The organism is Stutzerimonas xanthomarina DSM 18231, assembly GCF_900129835.1.
Classification (GTDB): Bacteria; Pseudomonadota; Gammaproteobacteria; order Pseudomonadales; family Pseudomonadaceae; genus Stutzerimonas; species Stutzerimonas xanthomarina.
Genome location: NZ_FQXA01000004.1, coordinates 114481 through 136429, shown reverse-complemented (window position 1 = coordinate 136429; position 21949 = coordinate 114481). Strand labels below are relative to the sequence as shown.

Annotated in this window: 17 protein-coding genes and 4 pseudogenes; 10 read left to right on the top strand and 11 right to left on the bottom strand. The window is 55.1% G+C overall.

Annotated elements, in window-relative coordinates; genetic code table 11:
• Positions 1–30: 30 nt before the first annotated feature.
• Positions 31–2394, bottom strand: a complete 2364-nt coding sequence (locus BUE09_RS11640) for a heavy metal translocating P-type ATPase (protein ID WP_073301127.1) — start codon at positions 2392–2394, stop codon at positions 31–33.
• A 307-nt stretch (positions 2395–2701) separates the two neighbouring features.
• On the opposite strand from BUE09_RS11640, the gene BUE09_RS11635 reads away from it, so the two are divergent.
• A complete protein-coding gene (locus BUE09_RS11635; RefSeq protein WP_036998676.1) occupies positions 2702–3334 on the top strand; it encodes an HAD family hydrolase in 633 nt (210 codons plus the stop codon).
• 34 nt (positions 3335–3368) lie between these two features.
• Positions 3369–3494, top strand: a pseudogene (locus tag BUE09_RS20650) (arsenic resistance protein); the annotation flags it as partial.
• Positions 3495–3687: 193 nt separating this feature from the next.
• Here the strand turns inward: BUE09_RS20650 and BUE09_RS11625 are convergent.
• Positions 3688–4581 (bottom strand): cation efflux transmembrane domain-containing protein, encoded by an 894-nt coding sequence (locus BUE09_RS11625; protein ID WP_044316302.1) that lies wholly within the window; start codon positions 4579–4581, stop codon positions 3688–3690.
• Positions 4582–4675: 94 nt separating this feature from the next.
• On the opposite strand from BUE09_RS11625, the gene cadR reads away from it, so the two are divergent.
• Positions 4676–5080 (top strand): Cd(II)/Pb(II)-responsive transcriptional regulator, encoded by a 405-nt coding sequence (cadR, locus tag BUE09_RS11620; RefSeq protein ID WP_044316303.1) that lies wholly within the window; start codon positions 4676–4678, stop codon positions 5078–5080.
• A gap of 122 nt (positions 5081–5202) precedes the next feature.
• Here the strand turns inward: cadR and BUE09_RS11615 are convergent, their stop codons facing one another.
• The 3 genes from BUE09_RS11615 to BUE09_RS11605 all read right to left on the bottom strand — a co-directional run bounded on the left by BUE09_RS11615 (position 5203) and on the right by BUE09_RS11605 (position 8887).
• Positions 5203–6576, bottom strand: a complete 1374-nt coding sequence (locus BUE09_RS11615; RefSeq protein ID WP_003292663.1) for a heavy metal sensor histidine kinase — start codon at positions 6574–6576, stop codon at positions 5203–5205.
• Complete coding sequence (locus tag BUE09_RS11610; protein ID WP_008569962.1) at positions 6573–7247, bottom strand: heavy metal response regulator transcription factor; 675 nt, start codon at positions 7245–7247, stop codon at positions 6573–6575. The genes BUE09_RS11615 and BUE09_RS11610 overlap by 4 nt, the downstream gene beginning before the upstream one ends.
• 320 nt (positions 7248–7567) lie before the next feature.
• Positions 7568–8887 (bottom strand): OprD family porin, encoded by a 1320-nt coding sequence (locus BUE09_RS11605; protein WP_073301125.1) that lies wholly within the window; start codon positions 8885–8887, stop codon positions 7568–7570.
• A 390-nt stretch (positions 8888–9277) separates the two neighbouring features.
• Here BUE09_RS11605 and BUE09_RS20120 point away from each other — a divergent pair, with 390 nt between their 5' ends.
• The 5 genes and pseudogenes from BUE09_RS20120 to BUE09_RS20035 all read left to right on the top strand — a co-directional run.
• Positions 9278–9667 (top strand): hypothetical protein, encoded by a 390-nt coding sequence (locus BUE09_RS20120; RefSeq protein WP_143164657.1) that lies wholly within the window; start codon positions 9278–9280, stop codon positions 9665–9667.
• Between the two features lie 58 nt (positions 9668–9725).
• Positions 9726–11033, top strand: a complete 1308-nt coding sequence (locus BUE09_RS11600) for a TolC family protein (RefSeq protein ID WP_073301124.1) — start codon at positions 9726–9728, stop codon at positions 11031–11033.
• A gap of 9 nt (positions 11034–11042) precedes the next feature.
• A complete protein-coding gene (locus BUE09_RS11595) occupies positions 11043–12389 on the top strand; it encodes an efflux RND transporter periplasmic adaptor subunit (protein WP_073301123.1) in 1347 nt (448 codons plus the stop codon).
• Between the two features lie 16 nt (positions 12390–12405).
• Positions 12406–15576 carry an efflux RND transporter permease subunit gene (locus BUE09_RS11590; protein ID WP_073301122.1) on the top strand — a complete coding sequence of 1057 codons (3171 nt, stop codon included), beginning with the start codon at positions 12406–12408 and terminating at the stop codon, positions 15574–15576.
• 265 nt (positions 15577–15841) lie between these two features.
• Positions 15842–16047: pseudogene (locus tag BUE09_RS20035) on the top strand (IS3 family transposase); the annotation flags it as partial.
• Positions 16048–16215: 168 nt separating this feature from the next.
• Here BUE09_RS20035 and BUE09_RS11585 read toward each other — a convergent pair.
• On the bottom strand, positions 16216–16446 hold the full coding sequence (locus BUE09_RS11585) for a hypothetical protein (protein WP_064482708.1): 231 nt from the start codon (positions 16444–16446) through the stop codon (positions 16216–16218).
• Positions 16447–16924: 478 nt separating this feature from the next.
• Between BUE09_RS11585 and BUE09_RS11580 the strand changes: the two genes are divergently transcribed.
• On the top strand, positions 16925–17845 hold the full coding sequence (locus BUE09_RS11580) for a cation diffusion facilitator family transporter (RefSeq protein ID WP_073301121.1): 921 nt from the start codon (positions 16925–16927) through the stop codon (positions 17843–17845).
• 214 nt (positions 17846–18059) lie between these two features.
• Here the strand turns inward: BUE09_RS11580 and BUE09_RS11575 are convergent, their stop codons facing one another.
• Genes BUE09_RS11575 through BUE09_RS11565 form a run of 3 tightly spaced genes read right to left on the bottom strand, consistent with a single transcriptional unit; the run spans position 18060 to position 19637 of the window.
• Positions 18060–18521: a methyltransferase family protein gene (locus tag BUE09_RS11575; RefSeq protein WP_073301120.1), complete on the bottom strand. Its 462-nt coding sequence runs from the start codon at positions 18519–18521 to the stop codon at positions 18060–18062.
• Positions 18522–18525: 4 nt separating this feature from the next.
• Positions 18526–19206, bottom strand: a complete 681-nt coding sequence (locus tag BUE09_RS11570) for a DsbA family protein (RefSeq protein WP_073301119.1) — start codon at positions 19204–19206, stop codon at positions 18526–18528.
• A complete protein-coding gene (locus BUE09_RS11565) occupies positions 19203–19637 on the bottom strand; it encodes a disulfide bond formation protein B (protein WP_172830714.1) in 435 nt (144 codons plus the stop codon). The genes BUE09_RS11570 and BUE09_RS11565 overlap by 4 nt, the downstream gene beginning before the upstream one ends.
• A gap of 230 nt (positions 19638–19867) precedes the next feature.
• On the opposite strand from BUE09_RS11565, the pseudogene BUE09_RS11560 reads away from it, so the two are divergent.
• Positions 19868–20644, top strand: a pseudogene (locus BUE09_RS11560) (arsenic resistance protein).
• Between the two features lie 25 nt (positions 20645–20669).
• On the opposite strand, the gene tnpC reads toward BUE09_RS11560, so the two are convergent.
• Both tnpC and BUE09_RS11550 read right to left on the bottom strand, forming a co-directional pair.
• Positions 20670–21032: a Tn3 family transposase post-transcriptional regulator TnpC gene (gene tnpC, locus BUE09_RS11555; RefSeq protein ID WP_073301118.1), complete on the bottom strand. Its 363-nt coding sequence runs from the start codon at positions 21030–21032 to the stop codon at positions 20670–20672.
• Positions 21029–21916 (bottom strand): annotated as a pseudogene (locus BUE09_RS11550) (Tn3 family transposase); the annotation flags it as partial. The pseudogene BUE09_RS11550 and the gene tnpC, both read right to left, overlap by 4 nt.
• Positions 21917–21949 lie beyond the last annotated feature (33 nt).

The following is a 21949-nucleotide window of genomic DNA, read 5'->3' as shown; positions in this document are numbered from 1 at the left end:
AGCCTAAGCCTAAGCCTAAGCCGACAGGCTTCAAACTACACGCGTTTGACGGAGCCGGAGTGCGTTGAACACAACCGATGCTGAGCTGAGGCTCATGGCCAGGGCAGCAATCATCGGAGACAGCAACAGTCCGAAGAACGGATAGAGCAGACCTGCGGCAATCGGGATGCTCAACCCGTTGTACATAAAGGCAAACAGAAGGTTCTGACGCATATTGCGAACCGTCGCCACCGAAAGCGTGCGCGCGCGCAGTATCCCCATCAGGTCACCTTTAACGAGCGTAACTTGGGCGCTGTTCATGGCGACGTCAGTGCCCGTGCCCATCGCTATGCCGACATCAGCCCTGGCGAGCGCCGGCGCATCATTTATTCCGTCGCCTGCCATGGCGACTACTTTACCTAGGGCTTGTAGCTTAACCACCAGCGCCTCCTTGTCCTGCGGCTTCACTTCGCCATGCACCTCATCGATCGATAGCTCACGAGCCACCGCGCGGGCAGTGGTAAGCCCGTCGCCGGTGGCCATGATGACTTGCACGCCCTCCGCTTGGAGCCGCGCTACAGCTTCCTTGGAAGTCGGTTTGATTGGGTCCGATACGGCCAGCAAGCCGGCAAGTGCCCCATCAACAGCCAGGTACACAATGCTGGTACCGCTCTCGCGCATTTTTTCTGCCTGATCTCTCAACGGCTCGACGCTCACACCCGCATCTTCCATAAGCGCGGTGTTGCCTAGTTGTAGCTGCTTGCCTTCCACCAGACCACGGACTCCGATACCTGACCCTGACTCGAAGGTCTCTGGCTTCGCCAGCTGGATACCTTCGCTTCTGGCATGGTCTACGATCGCGTGGGCTAGGGGATGCTCACTACCTTGATCCAAGCTGGCAGACAAACGGATGACTTCCTGCGAGTCAAACGGCGTGACGCCTATGGCCCGATCGAAGACAGGTCGGCCCTCGGTCAAGGTTCCTGTTTTATCGACAATCAGCGTGTCTACCTTACGGACGTTCTCGATGGCGCCTGCGTCTCTGAAAAGCACTCCGCTTCCAGCCGCTTTGCCTGTGGCAACCATGATCGAAATAGGCGTTGCAAGGCCAAGTGCGCAAGGGCAAGCAATGATCAGAACCGCAACTGCATTGATCAGGCCGAATACCCAGCCCTGCTCGGGTCCAAACAGGCCCCATGCAAAGAATGTCAGCAAGGCGATACCAATGACCGTCAGCACGAAATAACCCGCAACCGTGTCCGCCATTCGCTGCATGGGTGCTTTGGAGCGTTGCGCATTCGCAACCATCTGGACGATTTGTGAAAGCATAGTCCCGGAGCCAACCCTGGTGGCTCGCATGACAAGCGAGCCGCTCGTGTTCATCGTCGCGCCGATGAGCGCATCGCCTGTCCGCTTCGTCACCGGGACGGGCTCGCCCGTTAGCATGGATTCGTCGACGGCGCTCTCGCCCTCCAATACTTCTCCATCCACCGGTACCTTTTCACCAGGACGAACGCGCAGATGGTCACCCTCGTGAACATGTGTAAGCGGAATGTCCTCCTCGGAACCATCCTTGGCGATACGGCGAGCTGTTTTGGGCGATAGGCCAAGCAAGGACTTGATTGCCGAGGACGTCTGGGAGCGGGCCTTCAATTCGAGCAGCTGCCCTAAAAGCGTCAGGGAAATGATGACCGCGGCGGCTTCGTAATAAACGCCTATCCGGCCGCCCACTGTGAATGATTCTGGAAATATGCTCGGTAAGACGGTTGCTACGATGCTGTAAATATACGCAGCCCCTGTGCCAAGCCCGATCAACGTCCACATGTTTGGGCTGCGATGCTTAACAGATGCGAAACCGCGCACGAAAAATGGCCAGCCTGCCCACAAGACAACCGGGGTCGTAAGGGCTAGTTCAACCCAGTTCTGGCTAGCGCCGTGAAACAGCGGAAGTGCATGTCCCGCCATGGCCAACAGGGTCACTGCTACGGTCAGGGGCAGTGACCACCAGAAACGCTTCGAAAAGTCCTTGAGTTCAGGATTCTCCTCCTCATCTAGTTCAGGGATCAGCGGTTCTAATGACATCCCGCAGATAGGGCAATCACCTGGCCCCATTTGGCGAATCTCAGGGTGCATTGGACAGGTGTACTCGGTCGTTACATCACCGTCGGGTGCCTTCTGTGCCGCCGACGTAGAAGCCTGAGACGACGCCCTATGATCCTGCTGTGCAGTGAGATATCTAGCAGGATCAGAACGAAACTTGGTCTGGCAACCCTGGCTGCAGAAGCGGTAAGTGCTTCCCTGATAGTGCTCTTGATGCTCGCTGTCCTCTTTCACCTTCATCCCGCAGACGGGGTCTGTGAGTCCTGCAGAGCCTTTCGTTTGGTCAGGCTGATGATGGCAATGCGAGGAGGTCATGCGGGCTCCTTATGGATTGGTTAGCAACGAACAGCCTACTGCGGGGACGTTTGTGGTTTTTCCGATGCTTACAGCGTCCGACAACCAATATATGCAAAGCGTCCTGACCAAAGGCTGAAGTAACCATTACATTTCTGTCAGGTTCTCCGGTATGTCAGGTCGTACGAATGCTGAAGCGAGCTGCTGAAAAAAGTAGCTCGCGCGAATACCGCTTGCTGGCCTAGCCTATGCCTCCCTTATCCGAAGCCCGGCCGCTTTCTTTTAATGAATACCGAACCGTGCAAAGCCTAAGCGCAGGTGCTCTGTTTTGATAGAAGCCGTAATTTTTGATGTCTATGGCACACTCCTGCAAATCAGTGAACGACGGCGGCCATTTCGCAAGCTCTTAAAACAGGTACGCAGCCAAGGTCGTCAACCTAGGGCCGATGATGCCAGGACATTGATGACACGAAACTTGGGGCTGGCCGGCGCCGCCGACCTGTTTGGTACACAACTAGGTAACGATGAGCTTGCTATTTTGGAGCTTGATCTCTACGCGGAACTGGCCAGCGTGCGTCCCTATGATGATGCCCTGCGGGCACTGGAAAGCCTTAAGAGAGCGGGGCTGAAAGTGGCGCTGTGCTCCAACTTGGCTACCCCCTATGCCATACCTGCCAAGTTGCTACTGCCTGAGTTTGACGCCTATGCCTGGAGCTTCGAGGTGGGCGCGATCAAACCGGAGCCAGCGATCTACGAACATCTGCTAAAGCGGTTGGGTTGCAAAGCGTCTTCCATTGCAATGATCGGCGATACATTGGAGGCCGATGTGTTCGGTCCCGAAAGGCTGGGAATGCATGGCTTCCACCTCCAGCGCGATGCCATCCGTGGTCCTGACCGATTAGCTAGCCTGATCGAATTTGCAGACCACATTTTGGGCACGGGGACTGTCACTAGAACGTAGCACTAGCGCACATCGAGGTCGCCTCCAGCTATCGGCCTTCAGTTCAAGCACTCACAACTCGCTTGTAGTGCTTTTCCTGACGATGGCGCTCCCAAAGTCCGTTCGCGCATTGGCCGCAGCGGTTGTGATCACTCAGGCATTCGTAGAGCTGATTGGTTAAGCGGGGCTACCACCAACAGCGTGAAGGAAAGCCGATCAGTGCGGCTTCGTCTCGCTGATGGACTTTGCAGCCCACGTTCTACAATACCCACCATCCGCTAACGGCTAAAGCTGCGTCGCCAGTTTTAGCTGACGCCGCTAGACCCGGATGGCTTAGAGGCATGACGACGCCTTTTTCTGTAACGGGAGCTTCTTTAGCTCTTGAGCGCCAGAATACGCCGAGCGCCGTTTAGAACGATGAATCCCACAACGGTACCGATAATCAGGTCTGGGTAGTTTGACCCAGTCCAAGCGACGAGCGCTCCGGCGACTATAACCCCCATGTTGATGACCACATCATTGGCGGAGAATATCCAGCTCGCTTTCATGTGAGCACCACCTTCCCGGTGTTCGGAAATAAGCAGCAGACAGCCCGTATTGGCGAGCAATGCCAGGAACGCAACGGCGATCATTATCAGCGACTCGGGCTCACTACCGAATACAAAGCGCCTAATCACCTCTACGAGCACGCCGAGTGCCAAAATTAGCTGGAGAACACCAGCAAGGTGTGCAGCACGCACCTGCAGACTGACGCTACGTCCAACTGCATAAAGGGCTAGGCCGTACACTGCCGCGTCAGCGAACATATCGAGCGAATCGGCAATCAGGCCCGTGGACCTGGCGATCAGGCCAGCGGTCATCTCTACCACGAACATGAAGGCGTTGATGCCTAACAGTAAACGCAGGGAGCGGGATTCCTGTGTAGAGTCCGCCGAATTCTCGGCGGCTTTGATCATCTCTGGGTCGGCAGCGACAGTTTTCTGAAGAGTGGCGCCTAGCCCTAACGTCGCCAGCTTTGTGGTTATGGGCTCAACGGCACCGCAATGCATGACATCTAACCGACGGTCCGACAAATCAAAAGTCAGCTTCCGAATTCCGTCCAAACCACTCAGAGCCAAGCGGATCATTCGCTCTTCTGATGGACAATCCATTTTTGGCACGGCGTAAACACTGACCCATTGTGCTGTCGTATCGGCAGGGTTTTGCACACCGGCATCGGCGGCTGGTGTCGCATCGCAGCCGCAACGATCGCCATCGGATTTGCTCATGATACGGCTCCACTTGAAATCGAAGATGGGATCATTAAAAACCTTATAGCTACCATAAGGTCAATAACGCAGAGAACCGAAGAGGATTCGCGCGATGCGCATTGGTCAGTTAGCAAGGCTAGTAGGGATTGATACACAGACGATCCGCTTCTATGAGCAGCAGGGCTTGTTGCCACCGCCTGATCGCCAGGCGAACGGCTATCGTGTCTACACCGAGAAGCATGGCGAGCGGCTAGCTTTCATCCGGCGCTGCCGAATCTTGAATCTGTCACTTCCAGAGATTCACGCACTCCAAAGCTACCAGGATGACCCTCGCCAGCCTTGTACGGCCGTCAATGCCTTACTCGATGATCACATTTCTCAAGTCAGATCCCAGATAACCGCTCTGCAATCACTCGAACGACAACTCGTTTCACTGCGGGCTAATTGCAACGATGGGCGGGAAGTTGAGGCTTGCGGCATTCTCGCCGGAATTAGCGAGGACGCATGCATTAAATGAACGGCGTTGGGGCTTGCGGGCCTGGTTACCCGGCCAACGCGCATGCCCTCGAAATGGTTGTTTGTCCCTGTGGTTTTTGCCCCTTCGTAGTGATGGCTGTCTCCGTGCGGTATCACTTTGAGTCAGGCCTGCCGAGGAAACGTGAGTTCAAACGTGGTCCGACCGTCTTTGCTGGCGACGGCCACGTGGCCTTTGTGGAGGTTCATCACTGAGCGGACAATCGCTAGCCCCAATCCTGCCCCGCGAGGTTGTATGCCGTTAACGCGGTAAAAGCGGTCGAACAGATGTGGGAGATGATCCGATTCGATAGTCGCGCCATGATTGGTGACAGCCAGCGAGACGATGTCTACGTCCTCCTCAAGGATCTTAAGTTCGACCGTACTGCCAGTATTTGAATGCCGCAGCGCGTTGGATAGCAGGTTGGAAATGGCCCGCTGGACCATAAGTCGATTTCCCAAAATCATGGCATCGCCCGTTACTGTCGTAGCGACTCCCGCTTCTTCGGCAAGGACTTCGAAGTATTCACATACGCGCCTCGCCTCGCTTCCTAAAGATAATTGTTCGAGCTTCAGTGCTGGGCTGGCGTGGCTGGCCTGGGCGAGAAACAGCATGTCTGACACGATTCGATCCATGCGTTCGAGTTCTTCAACCGACGACTCGATCACCTCCCGATAATGCTCCTTGCTTCGCTCACGCACCAAAGTCACCTGCGCCTTGCCTATCAGGTTGTTCAGCGGAGTTTTTAACTCATGAGCCACATCGTCCGAGAATTGTGACAGTTGCTGAACGCCGTCATCGAGTCGATGAAGCATTACGTTGAGGCTGTGCGCCAATGCCTGGAGCTCTTGCGGAAGCCGATCGGTGCGGATTCGAGGTGATAGATCCTGTGTAGATACCTTAGTCGCCAAGGCCCGGAACTTGCGAAGCGGCCGCAAGCCATTTTGGGCGATTAGCCATCCAGCCAATCCGATCAATATCAGTAGCATCGGCACGGTCACTAAGGCCGAGCGCAGGAATGCAGCCACCAGCCGTTGATCGGCACTGCGATCTTGCGAAAGTAAAAGCGTCATTGGAGCCAGTCCCGGGACTTGGATTTGCTTGCGCCCGGTTAGCATCTGCACGCCATCTTTCGTTGTCCAGCCAAGATAGTCGCCGTCCCTGCTCACGAGATCCAGCTGCTGCGGCGCATTGGCGAATCGGCCGATACTGAAAATGGGTGATTTCGCTGTATCGCCGATGACCGTAATCGAAAGGTTGTCATGGCCGAGTACGGTATCGCTCAATGCGTGTTGCCAGGAGCGGCCCATACGGGCTTTGGTGTCTTCGAGGAGTCCATGATCGATCTGAGAGAGCTTGGCCGTCACTTCCTCCTGGGCGCGCAGTTCCAGTTGGCGCACCAGTACCCAGTAGCTCAGTGCAATCAGCAGCGCGACCAAAGCGGCGCCGGTCAGTGTGATTTGAAGCGCGAGACGCGATGCGAGGCTGAGTGGCTTCAAGGCCGCGCCTCCAGCACGTAGCCCACACCCCGGATGGTGTGTATCAGGCGATCGCCGAAGGGTTCGTCCACTTTCATCCGCAGGCGACGAATCGCAACATCCACCACATTGGTATCGCAGTCGAAATTGATGTCCCACACCATGGCAGTTATTTCCGTACGCGTGAGGACTTCGCCAGTCCGGCGCATGAGCAGATGCAATAACGCAAATTCTTTGCTGGTGAGGTCGATACGCTGACCGCTCCGGTAAGCCCTATGCCGGGCCGGGTCCAGTTCGAGGTCGGCTACACGCAGGTTGCTCGGAAGTGTGACTGCCTCGCCTCGCCGCAACAGTGTCCGGATACGGGCAAGCAGCTCGGGGAACTGGAACGGCTTGACCAGATAGTCGTCGGCGCCCGATTCCAAGCCGCGGACTTTTTGCTCTAAGCGGCCATTGGCAGTCAGCATGATGACGCGTGTCTGCTTACGCCGCCTGATGAGTTCGAGAACCTCCCACCCATCCATGGTTGGCAGATTCACATCTAGCAGCACGATGTCATAGTCGTTCTGCAGTGCCAGGTGAAACCCATCGAGGCCATCACTTACGCAATCGACCAAGTAACCACATTCGATAAGACCCTGCTGCAAGTATTCCGCAGCTTTGATCTCGTCTTCGACAACCAGGATGCGCATGTTTTGAGGTAACTCGGCAAGGAGGTGCGCGGTAAGCGGAACCAAAAAAATCCATGTAGTAACTAGGTCAAGACGAAAGCGGCTTGGCTCTAGCGTGAAAGGCAGAGGCGAAAAGATCTGCCCAGGGAAGCGGGAAGCACTTTAACGCGGTAAAAGCCCTGTGAGGGCTATCTTGCGAATTTGTAATCTACCGGTCATTTGGTTGACCCGCAGCGCGAGCGGGTGCACCAAACGAAAAAAGGCGCCCTGATGGGCGCCTGAAACACATCTTCAAACCAAGGGAGCAAAACTAAAGAAGATGTGGTGTTGCTCATGGTGTTTCACAAGATCGAGAGAGGGTACTCGGCGATGAATCGGACCTCATCGAGGTCGGACTCGAAAGCAGTCGCCCGCGTGGTAGCCTGGCGCACCCGCAGAGACAAATCCTTGAGAGAGCCAGTCTGTACAACGTAGCGGGCTTCGACGTCGCGTTCCCAGCGGTTCTGTCCCGTCAGCGGCGCACCGTTATCGTCTTGGCGCATGTACACCTCGTTCGCGTTGCTGTAATCGGCGCCCCAACCGCGGGCGTAGCGGGTCATGAAAGTAAGCCCGGGTATGCCGTACTCCGCCATGTTCAGGTCGTAGCGCAGCATCCAGGACTGCTCTTTAGGTGAGTTGAAATCACTGTACTGAATGGAGTTGTTCAGGTAGATCGAGTCCGCCTGGCGCAAGTAGTCAAAGTCGTTGTTACCGTTGTTTCGCTGATACGACGCCGTGACGGTGTGCGCGCCGAAGGCGACACCCAGGCTGGAGCTCCAGATGTTGTTGTTGAACTCGCCCAGCAACTCACGGCCTTCGTCGGTTGCCTTGTAATAGTTGAAGCTGGCCAGCAGCGCGACGATATCGGAGAGCGGATAGGTGGCCGACGCACCGAAGTAATGCTGGTTCCAGGCATCTTTGAGGCGGCTGGTGTACAGGCTAAGACTGATATTTTCATTCACGCTATAGTCGCCGCCTGCGTAGCCGAGCCAAGGCGCGTCGACGTCTCCGCCGTAGAAGGTGACGAAGTCTTCGTTCATGTTACTAGTGTTGGGCTGGCTCATCGCGTGCAAGCGGCCTCCCTGGAGGGTGAGGTCGTCCAGCGAGTTGTTCACAACGGTGACACCCTTGAAAGACTCTGGCAGCAGCCGTGAGTCGCCGAAGTGCACGACAGGTGTAGTGGGAAATACATCGCCGGCCTTGATCTCGGTGTCGAGCATTCGTGCTTTCACCGCACCCCCCACCCGTGTGAAATCATCCTCAGGATCGCCGGCGCTGTCGTGGGGAAGCAGGTCGATGCTGCCGCCCACACCGGAGCGCCCCGAACCGGAGTCGAGTTTGAGGCCGAGCATGGCGAATGCGTCGACGCCGATCCCCACCGAGCCTTGGGTATATCCGGACTCGAAGAAGGCCATCAATCCGTGGGCCCATTCCTCGGAGTAGCCATTGCCGGTGGCGCTCTCACCGTCGCGAAAATCCCGATTGAAATAGAAGTTGCGATTTATCAGCGATAGCGTGCTGCCCTCGATGAAGCCCTCCGCTGTTTCCGATTGGGCAAAGACCGGGGCGCTGCCCAGTGCCAATGAAAGGGCTGTCAGTGAAAGGGCGGCCTTTTTGCTCATGATGATGCTCCTGATATACGGCAGGTCAGCGCTCGAATGGCGCCTCTTGCCTTTTTGTTTTTTAGCGCCTGGCCATGTTCTTCCCCTGGAGATGACCGTAGGATTAGCGGCAAATGACTATTTTGTAATCTGAGGGAAAAGCAATCGCGCATTTCCTCGATTACAGATTTGTAATGTTGCGGTCACCCGGTCGTTATCCACTCTTCTTTAAAGTCACCACCCCATAGCATCAGCTATCTCGCTGGCTTGGCAAGGCTGATAAAAAACGCTTGTGTGTATTTGTCTAAACCTAAGGCGAATCACTATCGCAGTAGAGGCGCATGTGTTTCGCGTCTTGGCGGGGGTAGTTCTTATGATTGGATTCGACATCTAAACCAGGAAGTCATCGTTTTGCCTTGGATGAAAAAAATAGTTTTGCTGATGTTGCTAGCCTTGTTCCCATTGCAATCATCGTGGGCAGTTGTTAGCACAAATTGCAGTCATGAGGATGGCTCGGCAGCAAATCATCTTGGACATCATGAACATCCGCACGAGTCTCTGGGTACTGACGAGGAAGGATCGTCAAAAGCCGCAAAAAAAATCAGTCTGGATGGAGACTGTGTCTTTCATGGCGACCATATCAAGCCGCTTATAACGAAAGGGATCTGTACTGGTTCGGTATTATCAATGAGCTTGAAACCGTTTCCTTCTGCTAGCTACGCATCGGCTGAAGCGGGGCGTCCTGAGAAACCTAATTGGCGCATCGGTGCAAAGCCGGTGAGACGCCAGATTAACCAGTAGGACGCCATTTATCTGTATCTGACGTCTCACCGAACCTTCCCTTTTCTAGGAGATTTCGGTGCGAAAAGTTCTTTTACCGCTGGGGTTGTCGATGTTGTCGTGCAACCTCGCCTATGCGCAGCCTTTAGAGTTGCCGACCTTCACACAGACCTTACCTGTCAGTGTGTCAAATACCTTCCCCGTTGAGTCTGTCGACTCCATAAGCTTTCTACGCGCCTTGGAGCTCGCTAGCTCTGCAAGCCCTGAACTGGCTGCTGCAAGACGTGAGCTGGCTGCTTCTCGCGCATTGATTAGCCAAGCCGGAGCACGTCCGAATCCAATATTGTCCGCTAGCCAGGAGGGAATCCGAGGTGATGCCCCCGAGACGACGCTTGAGCTGAGCCAAGAAATAGAGCTGGGTGGTAAACGTTCGGCTCGTATTGAGGCAGCGCAACGCGCCATGGACGTAGCGGCCGCCGACCTACAGGACGCCCAAGCTCGACTGAGGGGGGCAGTGATGGGTGCATACTACGATGTGCTTACTGCTCAAGAACGGCTGGACCTCGCTCAGGCTGCTTCAAAGCTTGCGAAGCAAGCTGTGAACGTTGCCAATCGACGTGTGAGGGCCGGCATGGTCTCTCCCGTAGAGGAAACCCGGGCGCGGGTTGCGGCTACTGGAGTGCAAGTAGAGCTTGCCCAGGCCACAGCTGAACTCGAAGCTGCGCGCACTCGGCTGGCGGCCAACTGGGGAAATCCACAGCCACGCTTTGAGCGAGTAAAAGAGCCGGTAGAGGCAGTGCCTCCTCTTCCCGAGCTAGCTGAGCTTTATAGCCGTTTGAACGATTCCGCCCAACTAACCCGCGCGCGTCGGGAGGCTGAAAGACGTCGGGCTGCGCTGGAGCTGGAAAGGGCGAATCGCTTTTCTAACGTGACGGTTAGCGTAGGTGCCCAACGCTCAGATGAATATAACGGCACGCTGGGACTGGTGAGTATCTCGATGCCCTTGCCGTTGTTTGATCGAAACCAAGGCAACATCGGAGCAGCGCAGGAACGGGCCTACCAGGCCCAGGACGAGCTCAACGCCGTTCACATACGCCTGAAAAGCGAGCTTTCCCAAGCACACATGCGCCTGCGCACTGCTCGCCAGCAGTTTGAACTGTTGCGCAACGACATGCTCCCCAGTGCCCAAAACGCTTATGAAGCTGCTAGCAAGGGGTTCGAACTTGGAAAGTTCACCTTCCTTGATGTACTGGATGCTCAACGCACGCTTTTCCAAGCCCGCTCTCAGTTTCTGTCTGCGCTCTCGCAAGCTAACCAGGCGGCGGCAGAAATCTCGCGAATTGTCAGCGATGGGTCTGCCGTTATCACCTCGGCCACTCAGCCATAAGGAATCCATATGACAAGTAAATCGAACACATCTTCCTTGGCTGTTCACAAGAAGCAGATTTTTTGGATCGTCGTCATATTAGGCGTGGCACTAGTACTTGGCGGATTGCTTCTTGGCAATAGTCCTGCTGTGCCTAATGCGAGCGACGCGCATGGAGAGCATGGTGGCGCTTCGGAGCATGGGGATGAAGGGCATTCGGATGAGGAAGCCGAAGCCGAAGGAGATCATGGCCATGATGAAGGAGGCGCCGATAGCGATCACGAGGTCGGTGCGGCAGAGAAAGATGAGCATGACGATGGTCCTGAGGGAGCAGCGCACGCCGAAGCAGCAGAGGTTGAACTCTCCGAGACCCAAATCCTAGCCGCGGGCATCTCGCTGGCAACCGCTCAGCCTGCACAGATACAAAGCGCAATCGAGCTGCCAGGTGAAATTACGTTTAACCAGGATCGCACAGCGCAAGTTGTGCCTCGTCTCTCAGGTGTCGTTGAAGCGGTCAAAGTCGATTTGGGCGAACAGGTGAAACAGGGGCAAGTACTCGCTGTGATCGCGAGTACTGACCTGTCGGAACGTAGAAGCGAGTTCTACGCGGCACAAAAACGTCTTGCATTGGCTCAGAAAACCTATCGACGCGAAAAGGAGCTGTGGGAAGAGCGTATTTCTGCAGAACAGGATTATTTACAGGCACAACAGGCTCTACGGGAAGCAGAGCTGACTGTTGCGAATGCAAAAGCACAGCTACAAGCGCTTGGCAGTGATGCTGGCAAGCCAGACGCATTGAGCCGCTACGAACTCAGGGCGCCGTTCGATGGGATGATCGTTGAGAAGGACATCACGCTCGGCGAGTCAGTCAATACCGATGACCAGATATTCATCATTTCCGATCTCTCTACCGTGTGGGCAGATATCAGCGTTCCTGCCAATGCACTCAGCGCGGTACGAGTCGGCAGCAATGCCGTTATCGAGGCCACAGCATTCGACTCTAGTGCCAATGGCACCGTTTCTTATGTCGGCTCACTTGTTGGTCAGCAAAGCCGCGCCGCTACCGCCCGGGTCACGCTTCCCAACCCGGAAGGAGTATGGCGTCCCGGCCTGTTCGTCAAAGTGCGGGTAGGCTCTGGCGGAGTGTCCGTGCCGGTTGCAGTCAAGCCCGATGCGATCCACACATTGGAAGATAATCCGGTGGTGTTTGTACGGACCGACCATGGCTTTGCTGCTCAGCCAATCGTGACTGGTCGCGGCGATAGTGAAGCGGTTGAAATCAAGGAAGGTCTTCAGGCCGGAGCGCGCTATGCCTTGGCTAACAGCTTCATCATTAAGTCCGAGCTTGGCAAAGCCAGCGCATCGCATGCTCACTGATACGGAGTTATAGACTGTGTTCGAACGTATCATTCGTTTTTCTATAGAGCATCGCTGGCTGGTTTTGCTAGCCGTGCTTGGCATGGCAGCGTTAGGAGCTTACAGCTACCAAAAGCTGCCTATCGATGCTGTTCCTGATATCACCAACGTACAGGTGCAAATCAACACTGCGGCGCCAGGTTATTCCCCGCTGGAAGTGGAGCAGCGCATTACCTACCCGCTCGAGACGGTAATGGCCGGGTTGCCCAAGCTCGAGCAGACACGCTCCTTGTCTCGATATGGACTTTCTCAGATCACAGTTATTTTTGAGGAAGGCACTGACATCTATTTTGCCCGCCAACTTGTGAACGAGCGCCTGGGAGGGGCCAAAGATCAGCTCCCAGATGGCGTCACTCCAACACTTGGCCCTATTTCCACTGGGCTTGGCGAAATCTATTTTTGGACGGTTGAAGCTGAGGAAGGTGCCACCAAATCGGACGGTACGCCGTATACCCCTGCTGACTTGCGTGAGATTCAAGATTGGATCATCAAACCGCAAGTCCGAAATGTACCTGGTGTTACTGAGATCAATACGATCGGAGGATATGCAAAGGAATATCAGATCGCCCCCAACCCAGACACTTTGCGGTCGTTTGGACTGACATTACAAGATCTGATCGAGGCGGTTGAGCAAAACAATAACAATCTAGGTGCCGGATATATTGAAAAACGCGGCGAGCAGTATCTTGTTCGTGCTCCAGGACAAATGCAGTCAGTAGAGGACATCCGCAATACCCTTATTAGCAACGTTGACGGTACCCCAGTACGTATCCGCGACGTTGCGACGGTCGAGGTTGGAAAGGAGCTCCGTACTGGCGCAGCCACCGAGAATGGCCGCGAAGTGGTTCTAGGTACGGCTTTCATGCTTATCGGTGAAAATAGCCGGGTAGTTTCTAGGGCTGTCGATGACAAGATGAAAGAGATAAACCTTTCGCTTCCGGAAGGCGTAAAGGCGATTACTGTCTACGATCGAACTGTTCTCGTAGACAAAGCTATATCCACCGTTAAGAAGAACCTCACTGAAGGTGCCATTCTTGTTGTGGTTATACTTTTTCTCTTCTTGGGCAATATCCGTGCGGCGATCCTAACCGCACTTGTTATACCGCTGGCGATGCTCTTTACGTTCACCGGCATGGTAGCCAACGAGGTCAGCGCCAACCTGATGAGCTTAGGCGCATTGGATTTCGGCATCATTATCGATGGTGCCGTGGTGATTGTTGAGAACTGCGTGCGTCGACTTGCTCACGCTCAGTCCCATCACGGGCGGGCATTAACGCTGTCCGAACGGCTTCATGAAGTGTTCGCTGCGGCAAAAGAAGTGCGTCGACCTCTACTCTATGGACAGCTGATCATTATGATCGTATATCTGCCGATATTCGCCCTTACAGGGGTCGAAGGTAAGATGTTCACGCCCATGGCGTTTACCGTAGTGACAGCGCTATTCGGGGCGATGATCCTCTCGGTGACGTTCGTCCCGGCAGCCGTTGCGCTATTTATCGGTAAGCGGGTTACGGAGAAGGAAAACTTTCTAATCCGCAATGCTAAACGGGCCTACGCACCTGCACTCGATGCGGTGATGGCCAACAAGCCAGCAGTGCTCACCTTTGCGGTAGTTGTAGTCATACTTTCTGGCCTCGTAGGGTCACGTATGGGCAGTGAATTCGTGCCTAGCCTCAACGAGGGAGACTTCGCTATACAAGCCCTTCGTGTACCAGCTACCAGTCTTAGTCAGTCTGTTGAAATGCAGCAGCAGCTGGAGCGAAAGCTCATGGATGAGTTTCCGGAGATCGAACGCATATTTGCGCGCACTGGCACTGCGGAGGTGGCATCTGATGCCATGCCTCCAAATATCTCTGACGGGTACGTCATGCTGAAGCCACAAGAACAGTGGCCGGATCCAGGCAAGTCGCGTAATCAGCTCTTAAGCGAGGTGCAAGCATCCGCCGCTGAGTTGCCGGGCAATAACTACGAGTTTTCCCAGCCGATTCAGCTGCGTTTCAACGAGCTGATTTCCGGAGTTCGTGCCGCGGTAGCCGTGAAAATCTATGGTGATGACATGGACGTTCTTAACAGCACGGCGGCGGAAGTATCCGAGGTGCTAGGACAAGTACCAGGCGCTTCAGAGGTTACGGTCGAGCAGACGACTGGCCTTCCCATGCTCACGATTGATATCGATCGCGATCAGATCGCACGATACGGCCTGAGTTTAGATACCGTCCAGCAAGCGGTTGCAGTAGCTATCGGTGGCCGAGAGGCAGGCACCTTGTTTCAAGGGGATCGGCGTTTCGATATCGTGGTTCGTTTACCGGACGAGATACGCAGCGATCTCGCCGCAATTGAGAGGCTTCCAATTGCCCTCCCAAGGGAATTAAACAGCGCCATAAGTTATATCCCCCTCGGCGAGGTGGCCACGCTAGATTTGGCCCCCGGCCCGAATCAGATCAGTAGAGAGGAAGGGAAACGGCGAATTGTCGTTAGTGCAAACGTCCGTGATCGGGACATTGGATCATTCGTATCCGAGGCAGAACAGAAAATCCAGGCCCAGATAGATATTCCGGCAGGTTATTGGATCGACTGGGGCGGTACATTTGAACAGCTTGAATCAGCAACGAAGCGGCTGCAGATTGTCGTCCCCGTGGCGCTGCTCCTTGTCTTCATTCTGCTTTTCATGATGTTCAACAATGTCAAAGACGGCTTGTTGGTCTTTACAGGGATTCCATTTGCGCTCACCGGAGGCATTGTTGCGCTGTGGCTGAGAGATATCCCATTGTCCATTTCAGCAGGAGTTGGCTTTATTGCTCTGTCAGGCGTCGCCGTTCTTAATGGCTTGGTAATGATCTCCTTCATCCGTAGCTTACGGGAGCAAGGTCTACCTTTGGACACTGCTATCCGCGAAGGCGCTCTCACCCGGCTAAGACCGGTATTGATGACGGCCCTGGTGGCTTCACTCGGGTTCGTTCCGATGGCCTTGAATGTGGGTACCGGTGCAGAGGTACAACGTCCCCTTGCGACAGTGGTAATCGGGGGAATTCTCTCATCAACGGTGCTAACGCTATTAGTGCTGCCGTTGCTCTACCAGCTGGCTCATAGGCGCGAAGATGAATTGGAGGAGCAAGAAATCGCGTTGGCCGCTGACAGAACAAGCTAGAGATTGGATGGCGGCACACAACGCCCCGTTCTTGCTAGCTAGCGAGAACGGGGCGTGTTGGTTTCGGAGTGCTAAGATTCAGCTGCGGCGCAGCGGGCAGCAAAGCCTTTATAGCGTAGGTCTAATGCATCTAAGCGGTGAATAGAAAGGGTGCTCAGCGCTGAGTGCGTATGACTCCGCGCTACATACGCCTCCTCGGCTGATGGCTTTCACCCACGGTGAGCTGACGAAAGATTATGCAAGCAGCGGCTGACCTGCCCCGGGCGGCAGCACGGGCGATAGCTACGAAAACGCCCTGGCTGGAACGATCAGCGGGCTTTACAAGGCCGAGCTGACACCTTCAATCATGGACGAACCGCGAGGCCGTTGAGATGGCGACCCTGACATGGATGCGTTGTACGCCACCAGCGTCTGTTCAGCTCAATCGGATATGCTCTTGCGAACGCTAATAACAAACAGATCAGGCGATAGCGGCCTGACTTAACGAAACGGCCTATAAAGGCCAGGGCGATTCGCTGGTAGCGATTTTGCGTGCAAGTGATGGACATAAAAAAGCGCCCCGAAGGGCGCTTAGAGTACAACTGCTACCAACGGAGCTTGGAAGCTGGCGGCGGCGGATATCGTTCGGATATTAAGTGGTTAGTCAGCTTTGGTTTCTTTCTTGATTTCCATGTTGTTCTGATCCTGGCGAATATCATTAACCTTCAACTCGCCTGCTTTTTTTTCGGCGGATTCGGTTCCGTGAATTCGCTTTTGATCTGCTCGGAATTTTTCATTAAATTTAATCGAGCGGTCGTAGCCATCTTCTGCATAAGACAATGCGGAGCCGAATATTACCGATCCAACAACAATAGCTTTCAACAGATTCATAGGGCAGTCCTCGCTAAATTCAAAGGTGTCTTGCTGAGCTTTATCGGTGAGCTCTACAGGTTCGAATGAATTTTGCGTGACTGAAGCTAACAGCAGCATGAGCCAAGCATTACATTATTGAAATGTAATGCTTCCATTGCGCGGTGACATGAGCGCCTTGCTTCGTCATGTCAGCACCGAGGCGCACCAATCTGCAAGGGCCTATCCTACGAAAAGAATGATTGGAAGATTACAATTTTGTCATCTTCGGATTGACGCCGCATCATCTATCATTAGCGAGCAACGTCGTTTAGCGTTTGAGAGGGATCGGCCAGTTATCGGCAAGATTCAGACGATAACGCACAAACTCGCTTGAGAGTGGTCGCATTTCTGTCAGTGTGGTTTGGAAGGCCAGATGGTATTGGTGCTAGTATTATCTATTACTTTTTTTGGGCTTCCTATCCTTGTCTTATGTTATTTTAAGGACGGTTAAAAACCAATGGCTCACGAACATAACCATAACACCGAAGCCATAGGCGATAAGCGTTTAATCGCAGCTATTGGCGTTAATACTGCACTCACTCTGGCACAAGTTGTTGGCGGGATACTTTCTGGGAGCTTATCGCTCATAGCTGACGCGCTACATAACTTGAGCGATGCTGCATCACTGGTTATTGCGCTCATCGCACGTAAGATCGGCCGCAAACCTCCAGATGCTTTTAAAACCTTTGGCTACCGACGCAGTGAAACCATAGCGGCTTTGATTAACTTGGTCACGCTAATTATCGTTGGTCTCTACCTCATCTACGAAGCTATAGGACGGTTTTTTGCCCCACAGCCCATTGAAGGATGGACAGTGGTCGTGGTGGCGGGAATAGCCTTGATTGTAGATATCGCTACGGCCTTGCTGACCTACACAATGTCTAAGGACAGCATGAATATAAAGGCGGCATTCTTGCACAATGTGTCGGATGCGCTGGCCTCCGTCGGCGTTATTATTGCCGGAACATTAATCCTCCTGTATGGCTGGTATTGGACAGATACTGTACTGACGCTGATGATTGCTGGTTACGTGCTATGGCAAGGCTTTAGCATGCTACCTAAAACCATTCACTTGTTAATGGAGGGCGCACCAGAAGGAGTTTCCATCACTGATATAATCAATGTCATGGAGCAAGTAGAAGACGTTATGAGTGTTCACCACGTACATGTCTGGGAAATCGCCGAACATTCAACTGCATTGGAAGCTCACGTTGTCATCAAGAAGGCTAGCCTACCCGATATTGAACGAGTAAAGACTGATTTAAAACGAGTACTTCATGAGCAATTCGAAGTTAGCCACTCGACACTTGAAATGGAGCTAGACGGCAGTGTTTGTATCGATACCAGGCAGGCCGACAGTCATCGCAGCGAAGCATAAGCCTGCTTTGCGCTCACCGCTGTTGCTAGACAGTTAGCTCGATATCAACGGAGTGAACTCGCGAGATCACTCGTTGGCGCTATATCCTCGACCAGAGACATGCTAGCGGCATGTGGCCAAAGCAGCTCGTCACGAGGAGATCAGGCTAGGTCGTGGCACCTTCGGCGGGCTGCAGCGACGAGCAAGCCCCGCCAGTCGCTACCGCCGCGGACGCTCAGAGCCAGCGGCAGACTCGTGCGCGGTAGCGAGCGAATGATTCGCCGAACAGCGCTTCCAGCGCCGACTCTTCGGGTTCGATTTGGAAACGATTCATGTAAAGCACGAAGGCAACCACGCCCAGCAGGGTAAAAGGCGAGGCCAGGGCCAGCGCGCAGGCCGTCAGGCTGATGGCGAAGCCCAAATACATGGGGTTGCGGCTGTACTGATAGATGCTAGCCTCCACCAACACCGAAGCCTGCTGCGGCTGCAATGGATTGACAGTAGTACGTGCGCGGCGGAACGACAGTACGCCGGCGAAACACACGCCGAGCCCCAGGAACAGTACCGGCAAAGCGAAGGTCAGGCGCTCGGTCCATGCCAGTTCGATGCTCGGCAATCTGGGTCCCGACAACCCCATCAGCAGAGCGATCAGGACCGCTACGAGCAGCGGTGGCACGCGGTTCTCCAGCGCGCTCATAGTGTCATTCCCGTGCCTTGGCCACTTCGCTGCTCACTAATCGGCGCAGCGGCTCCGGGCCGAACTCGCTGAGCGCACGACCATTTACAAAAAAGGTCGGGGTGCCACGAATCCCAACGGCCTTGACGTCCTGCATGTCCGTTTCAAGCACGGCGTTGACGCTAGGCGTATGCATGTCCTGGCGGGCCTGCTCCAAGTTCAAACCGACGCCCTCGGCAGCAGCCCATGCCTGCATTACCTTGGGGTCGTCGTGCCAACCGGGTTGGGTCTCCAGCACAGCCTCCAGCACTTGTTCATGAAGATTTTGCTTGCGCGCCGCCTCAAGCATCCGCGCCACTTCTTCCGAACCTTGATGAAACAGTACATAGCGCAGCACCAGACGTACATCTTCCGGGTTCTCGGCGAGGATCTGCTTCACATAGGGATGGAAGGCGCGGCATGCCTCGCATGAAGGATCGAAGAACTCGACAATGGTTACTGGCGCTTGCGCTGGGCCGAACACTGGCGAGTGGAAGCGAACCAGTTGGCCACGGTTCTGTTTGGGTTGTGTCGCGGTCTCTTGGGCTGTCGAACCGGGAGCTTGGGCCTGTTGAGGTGACTGCGACGGAGAATAGAAGAATGCGGCGGCGGCAAAAACGGCCAGGAGCACGGCACTGATGATCAGGACCACGGAACGGCGATTCATGGAGTTGTTCTCCGACGGATGAGAATGAGCAGGATGGCGATCAGGATAAAGGCGAACAAGGCGAGTGCCGGCAGGGGCACCACGCCGAAGAGTGTCATTCCGGCGCCCGAGCAGGATGGACCGGTGGCCGTGCAGGGCTGGATCGGCTGTGGAATCAGCCCTGCATAGAGCAGCGTGTGAACAAATGCCAGCGCCGCACCGATAACGGTCAGCGGTAGGGCGTAACGCCAGACTGTGAAATCCGAGCGGTAGCAGGCGATGGCCAGGATCACCGCCAGCGGAAACATAAAGGCGCGCTGGAACCAGCACAAAACACAGGGTGCCTGGCCCATCACCTCGCCAATGAACAGCGCGGATAGGGTCGATACCAGTGCGACCAGCCAGGTTAGCAGCAGCAGGTTCCAGGTCATGCCTGAACGTTGAGGGTTCATTGCGGTTAGCTCCTGGCGGTGACGAACACTTGCGTCAGACTCGCCTTCCGGTTATTTCGAAACACCATGCTTCCTCTTGTCGGCAAGACTTGTTGGAGCGTTGTAAACCTCCGCCCACCGGCACAAGCGAAAAGCAACCAGGCAGCCCGCTGCGCAACCAGCCTCAGCGCTGGGTTAAATTCGATGCCAGTGCGAGAATGTCGCCCTTGCGCAACAAGAGAAGATATCAGATGTCGCGGGACTGGCTGGAAGAACATCAGATAGCATTTTATTTCGCGGCGGTGGTGGCCGCTGCCATTGCAGGTTTGAGCTCTGCGCAATTCACCGGACTGACGGCCATGGCCATCACACCGGCGATTGCCGTGCTGATGTATGCCATGTGATTACGTGGTGGTCTTCACCCACCTGGGCAAAGGAGACTCTCGTCTGGTGCCCGCGGCGACGCCATTGCTGCTGTTGCTTCAGCTTTTGCTGCTGCCCCTCTACTTGCAGCTAATCCTTGGTTCCGAAGCCGGCACAGTGATCGAGCTGTGGCCCTTCGCAGAAGCATTCCTGTTACTGATCGTCCTACCCTTGGTAGCGGCTGTGCTCACCGAATTTGGCGGGCGCCGATCTCAGCTGGTTCGCGCATGGAGCGCAGGTTGGGCCTGGCTGCCAGTGCCTGCGATGGCCCTGGTTCTAATCGTGGTGGTGGGTTCGTAGATCGCGGCCGTAGTGTACCAACTCGACATCCTGGCGCCGTTGCTTCCGGTATACGGAGCGTTTCTATTACTCGCTCCCGCCCTCGGCGTACTCAGCTCCCGGCTATTTGGTTTGGAGGCATCTGCCTCACGGGCAGTAGCCTTTAGCTCAGGCACTCGCAACTCGCTTGTAGTGCTTCCCCTGGCCCTAGCGCTCCCAGAGTCCATTCGCGAGCTGGCTGCAGCGGCTGTGATCACCCACTCGTAGAGCTGATTGCTGAGGTGATCCATTTACCGGCGATCCTATCCATGGTCAGGAACAGCTGAGTCTTGTCGAAATCATCCAGAGTGCTCATGCCTCGTGGATTGGTGCGAGATTTATAAGCGGCGCAAGGAGGAGCTGAGCAGTGCGAGCCCAGGAAACCAGCGCTTCAAGATCCATCTGTAGAGATTCGGCCTCTGCCCAGATACAAGCATTCTCGGCAGGCACTGTAAGAGCGATGCCCTCAACTATCGTCAGAGCCATCGCATGCAATCTCAGCAGCTCGTCGCGGATGGCGGTGGCTCCGCCCAGTTCCAGCAAGCAGGCATCCAATCGATCAGCCAGCCAGAGCAATTGAGAGGTGTCGAAGGCGGCGCGCAGGTTTTCCAACGCCACCGCATCGACTTCGCCGTACGGCGTAACGCGAAAGGACGGGGGAGGAACATTGATCATGTGGTTTTCTCGGTATCTAGCTGGCGAGGTGTGATCACCCGCAGCGAGCCGGCAGCTTGTTGAAACACCGAGTCCTTGATCCAGGGCTCCGGTGGCCGGTTGAGCTTGAGGTTGAATTCGCCGAAGCGCTTGACGTTGCTGGTCTGGTAGGGGCTGAGGAAGGACACGTCCTCGTCGGTGAATTGCCAACCCTCTCGGGCCAATTTCTGCAGAATGCGCATCATATCCACAGTGTTCTGCAGGATCACCGATGAGGCCATCATGTCGTTGTAGCGCAGACGTTTTTGCTGTTCGTCCGGATCGTTCTCAGCAATCACGTCGCCACCGAACGAAAGCCACTTCGAGAAACCGTTGTAGGACTCGATTTTATTGGTGTTCGCAGTGACTTCCTGGCGCAACTCGCGGCTACCGATCCAGTTGAGCAGGAAGATCGTGCGGATCACGCTGCCCAGTGCCTGGGCGGCGTGGTAGAGCTTGTTGCGCCGGCTGTAGGAGCCGAGTTTTCGCAGCAGCATAGGCGAGGAGATTTTGCCGGCCTGGATGGACAGCGCGACCTGCATCAGATCTTGCCAGTGAGTTTCGATCAAATGCCAGTCGGCAGTGTCGGTGAACAGGCGGTTGATATGCTTGTAAGACGCGCCGCGATCCGGCCGGCACATCACCAGGTCACGCCAGTTGCGTATGCGCGGCATCAGGTTGATGCCCAGCAGATGGGTGAAGGCAAAGACGGTCGCCGATTGCCCCTGAGTATCTGAATACACAGTGTCTGCCTCGACACTCAGATCAGCCTTAAGCAGCCCCTCAATTACGTAAATCGCCTCCCAGATGCCAGGTGGGATGAAGTGCTGGAACACAGCGATGTAGTTGTTGGCCACGTGCCGATACACACATGTCACCCGATCGCAGCTCGCTGGCCA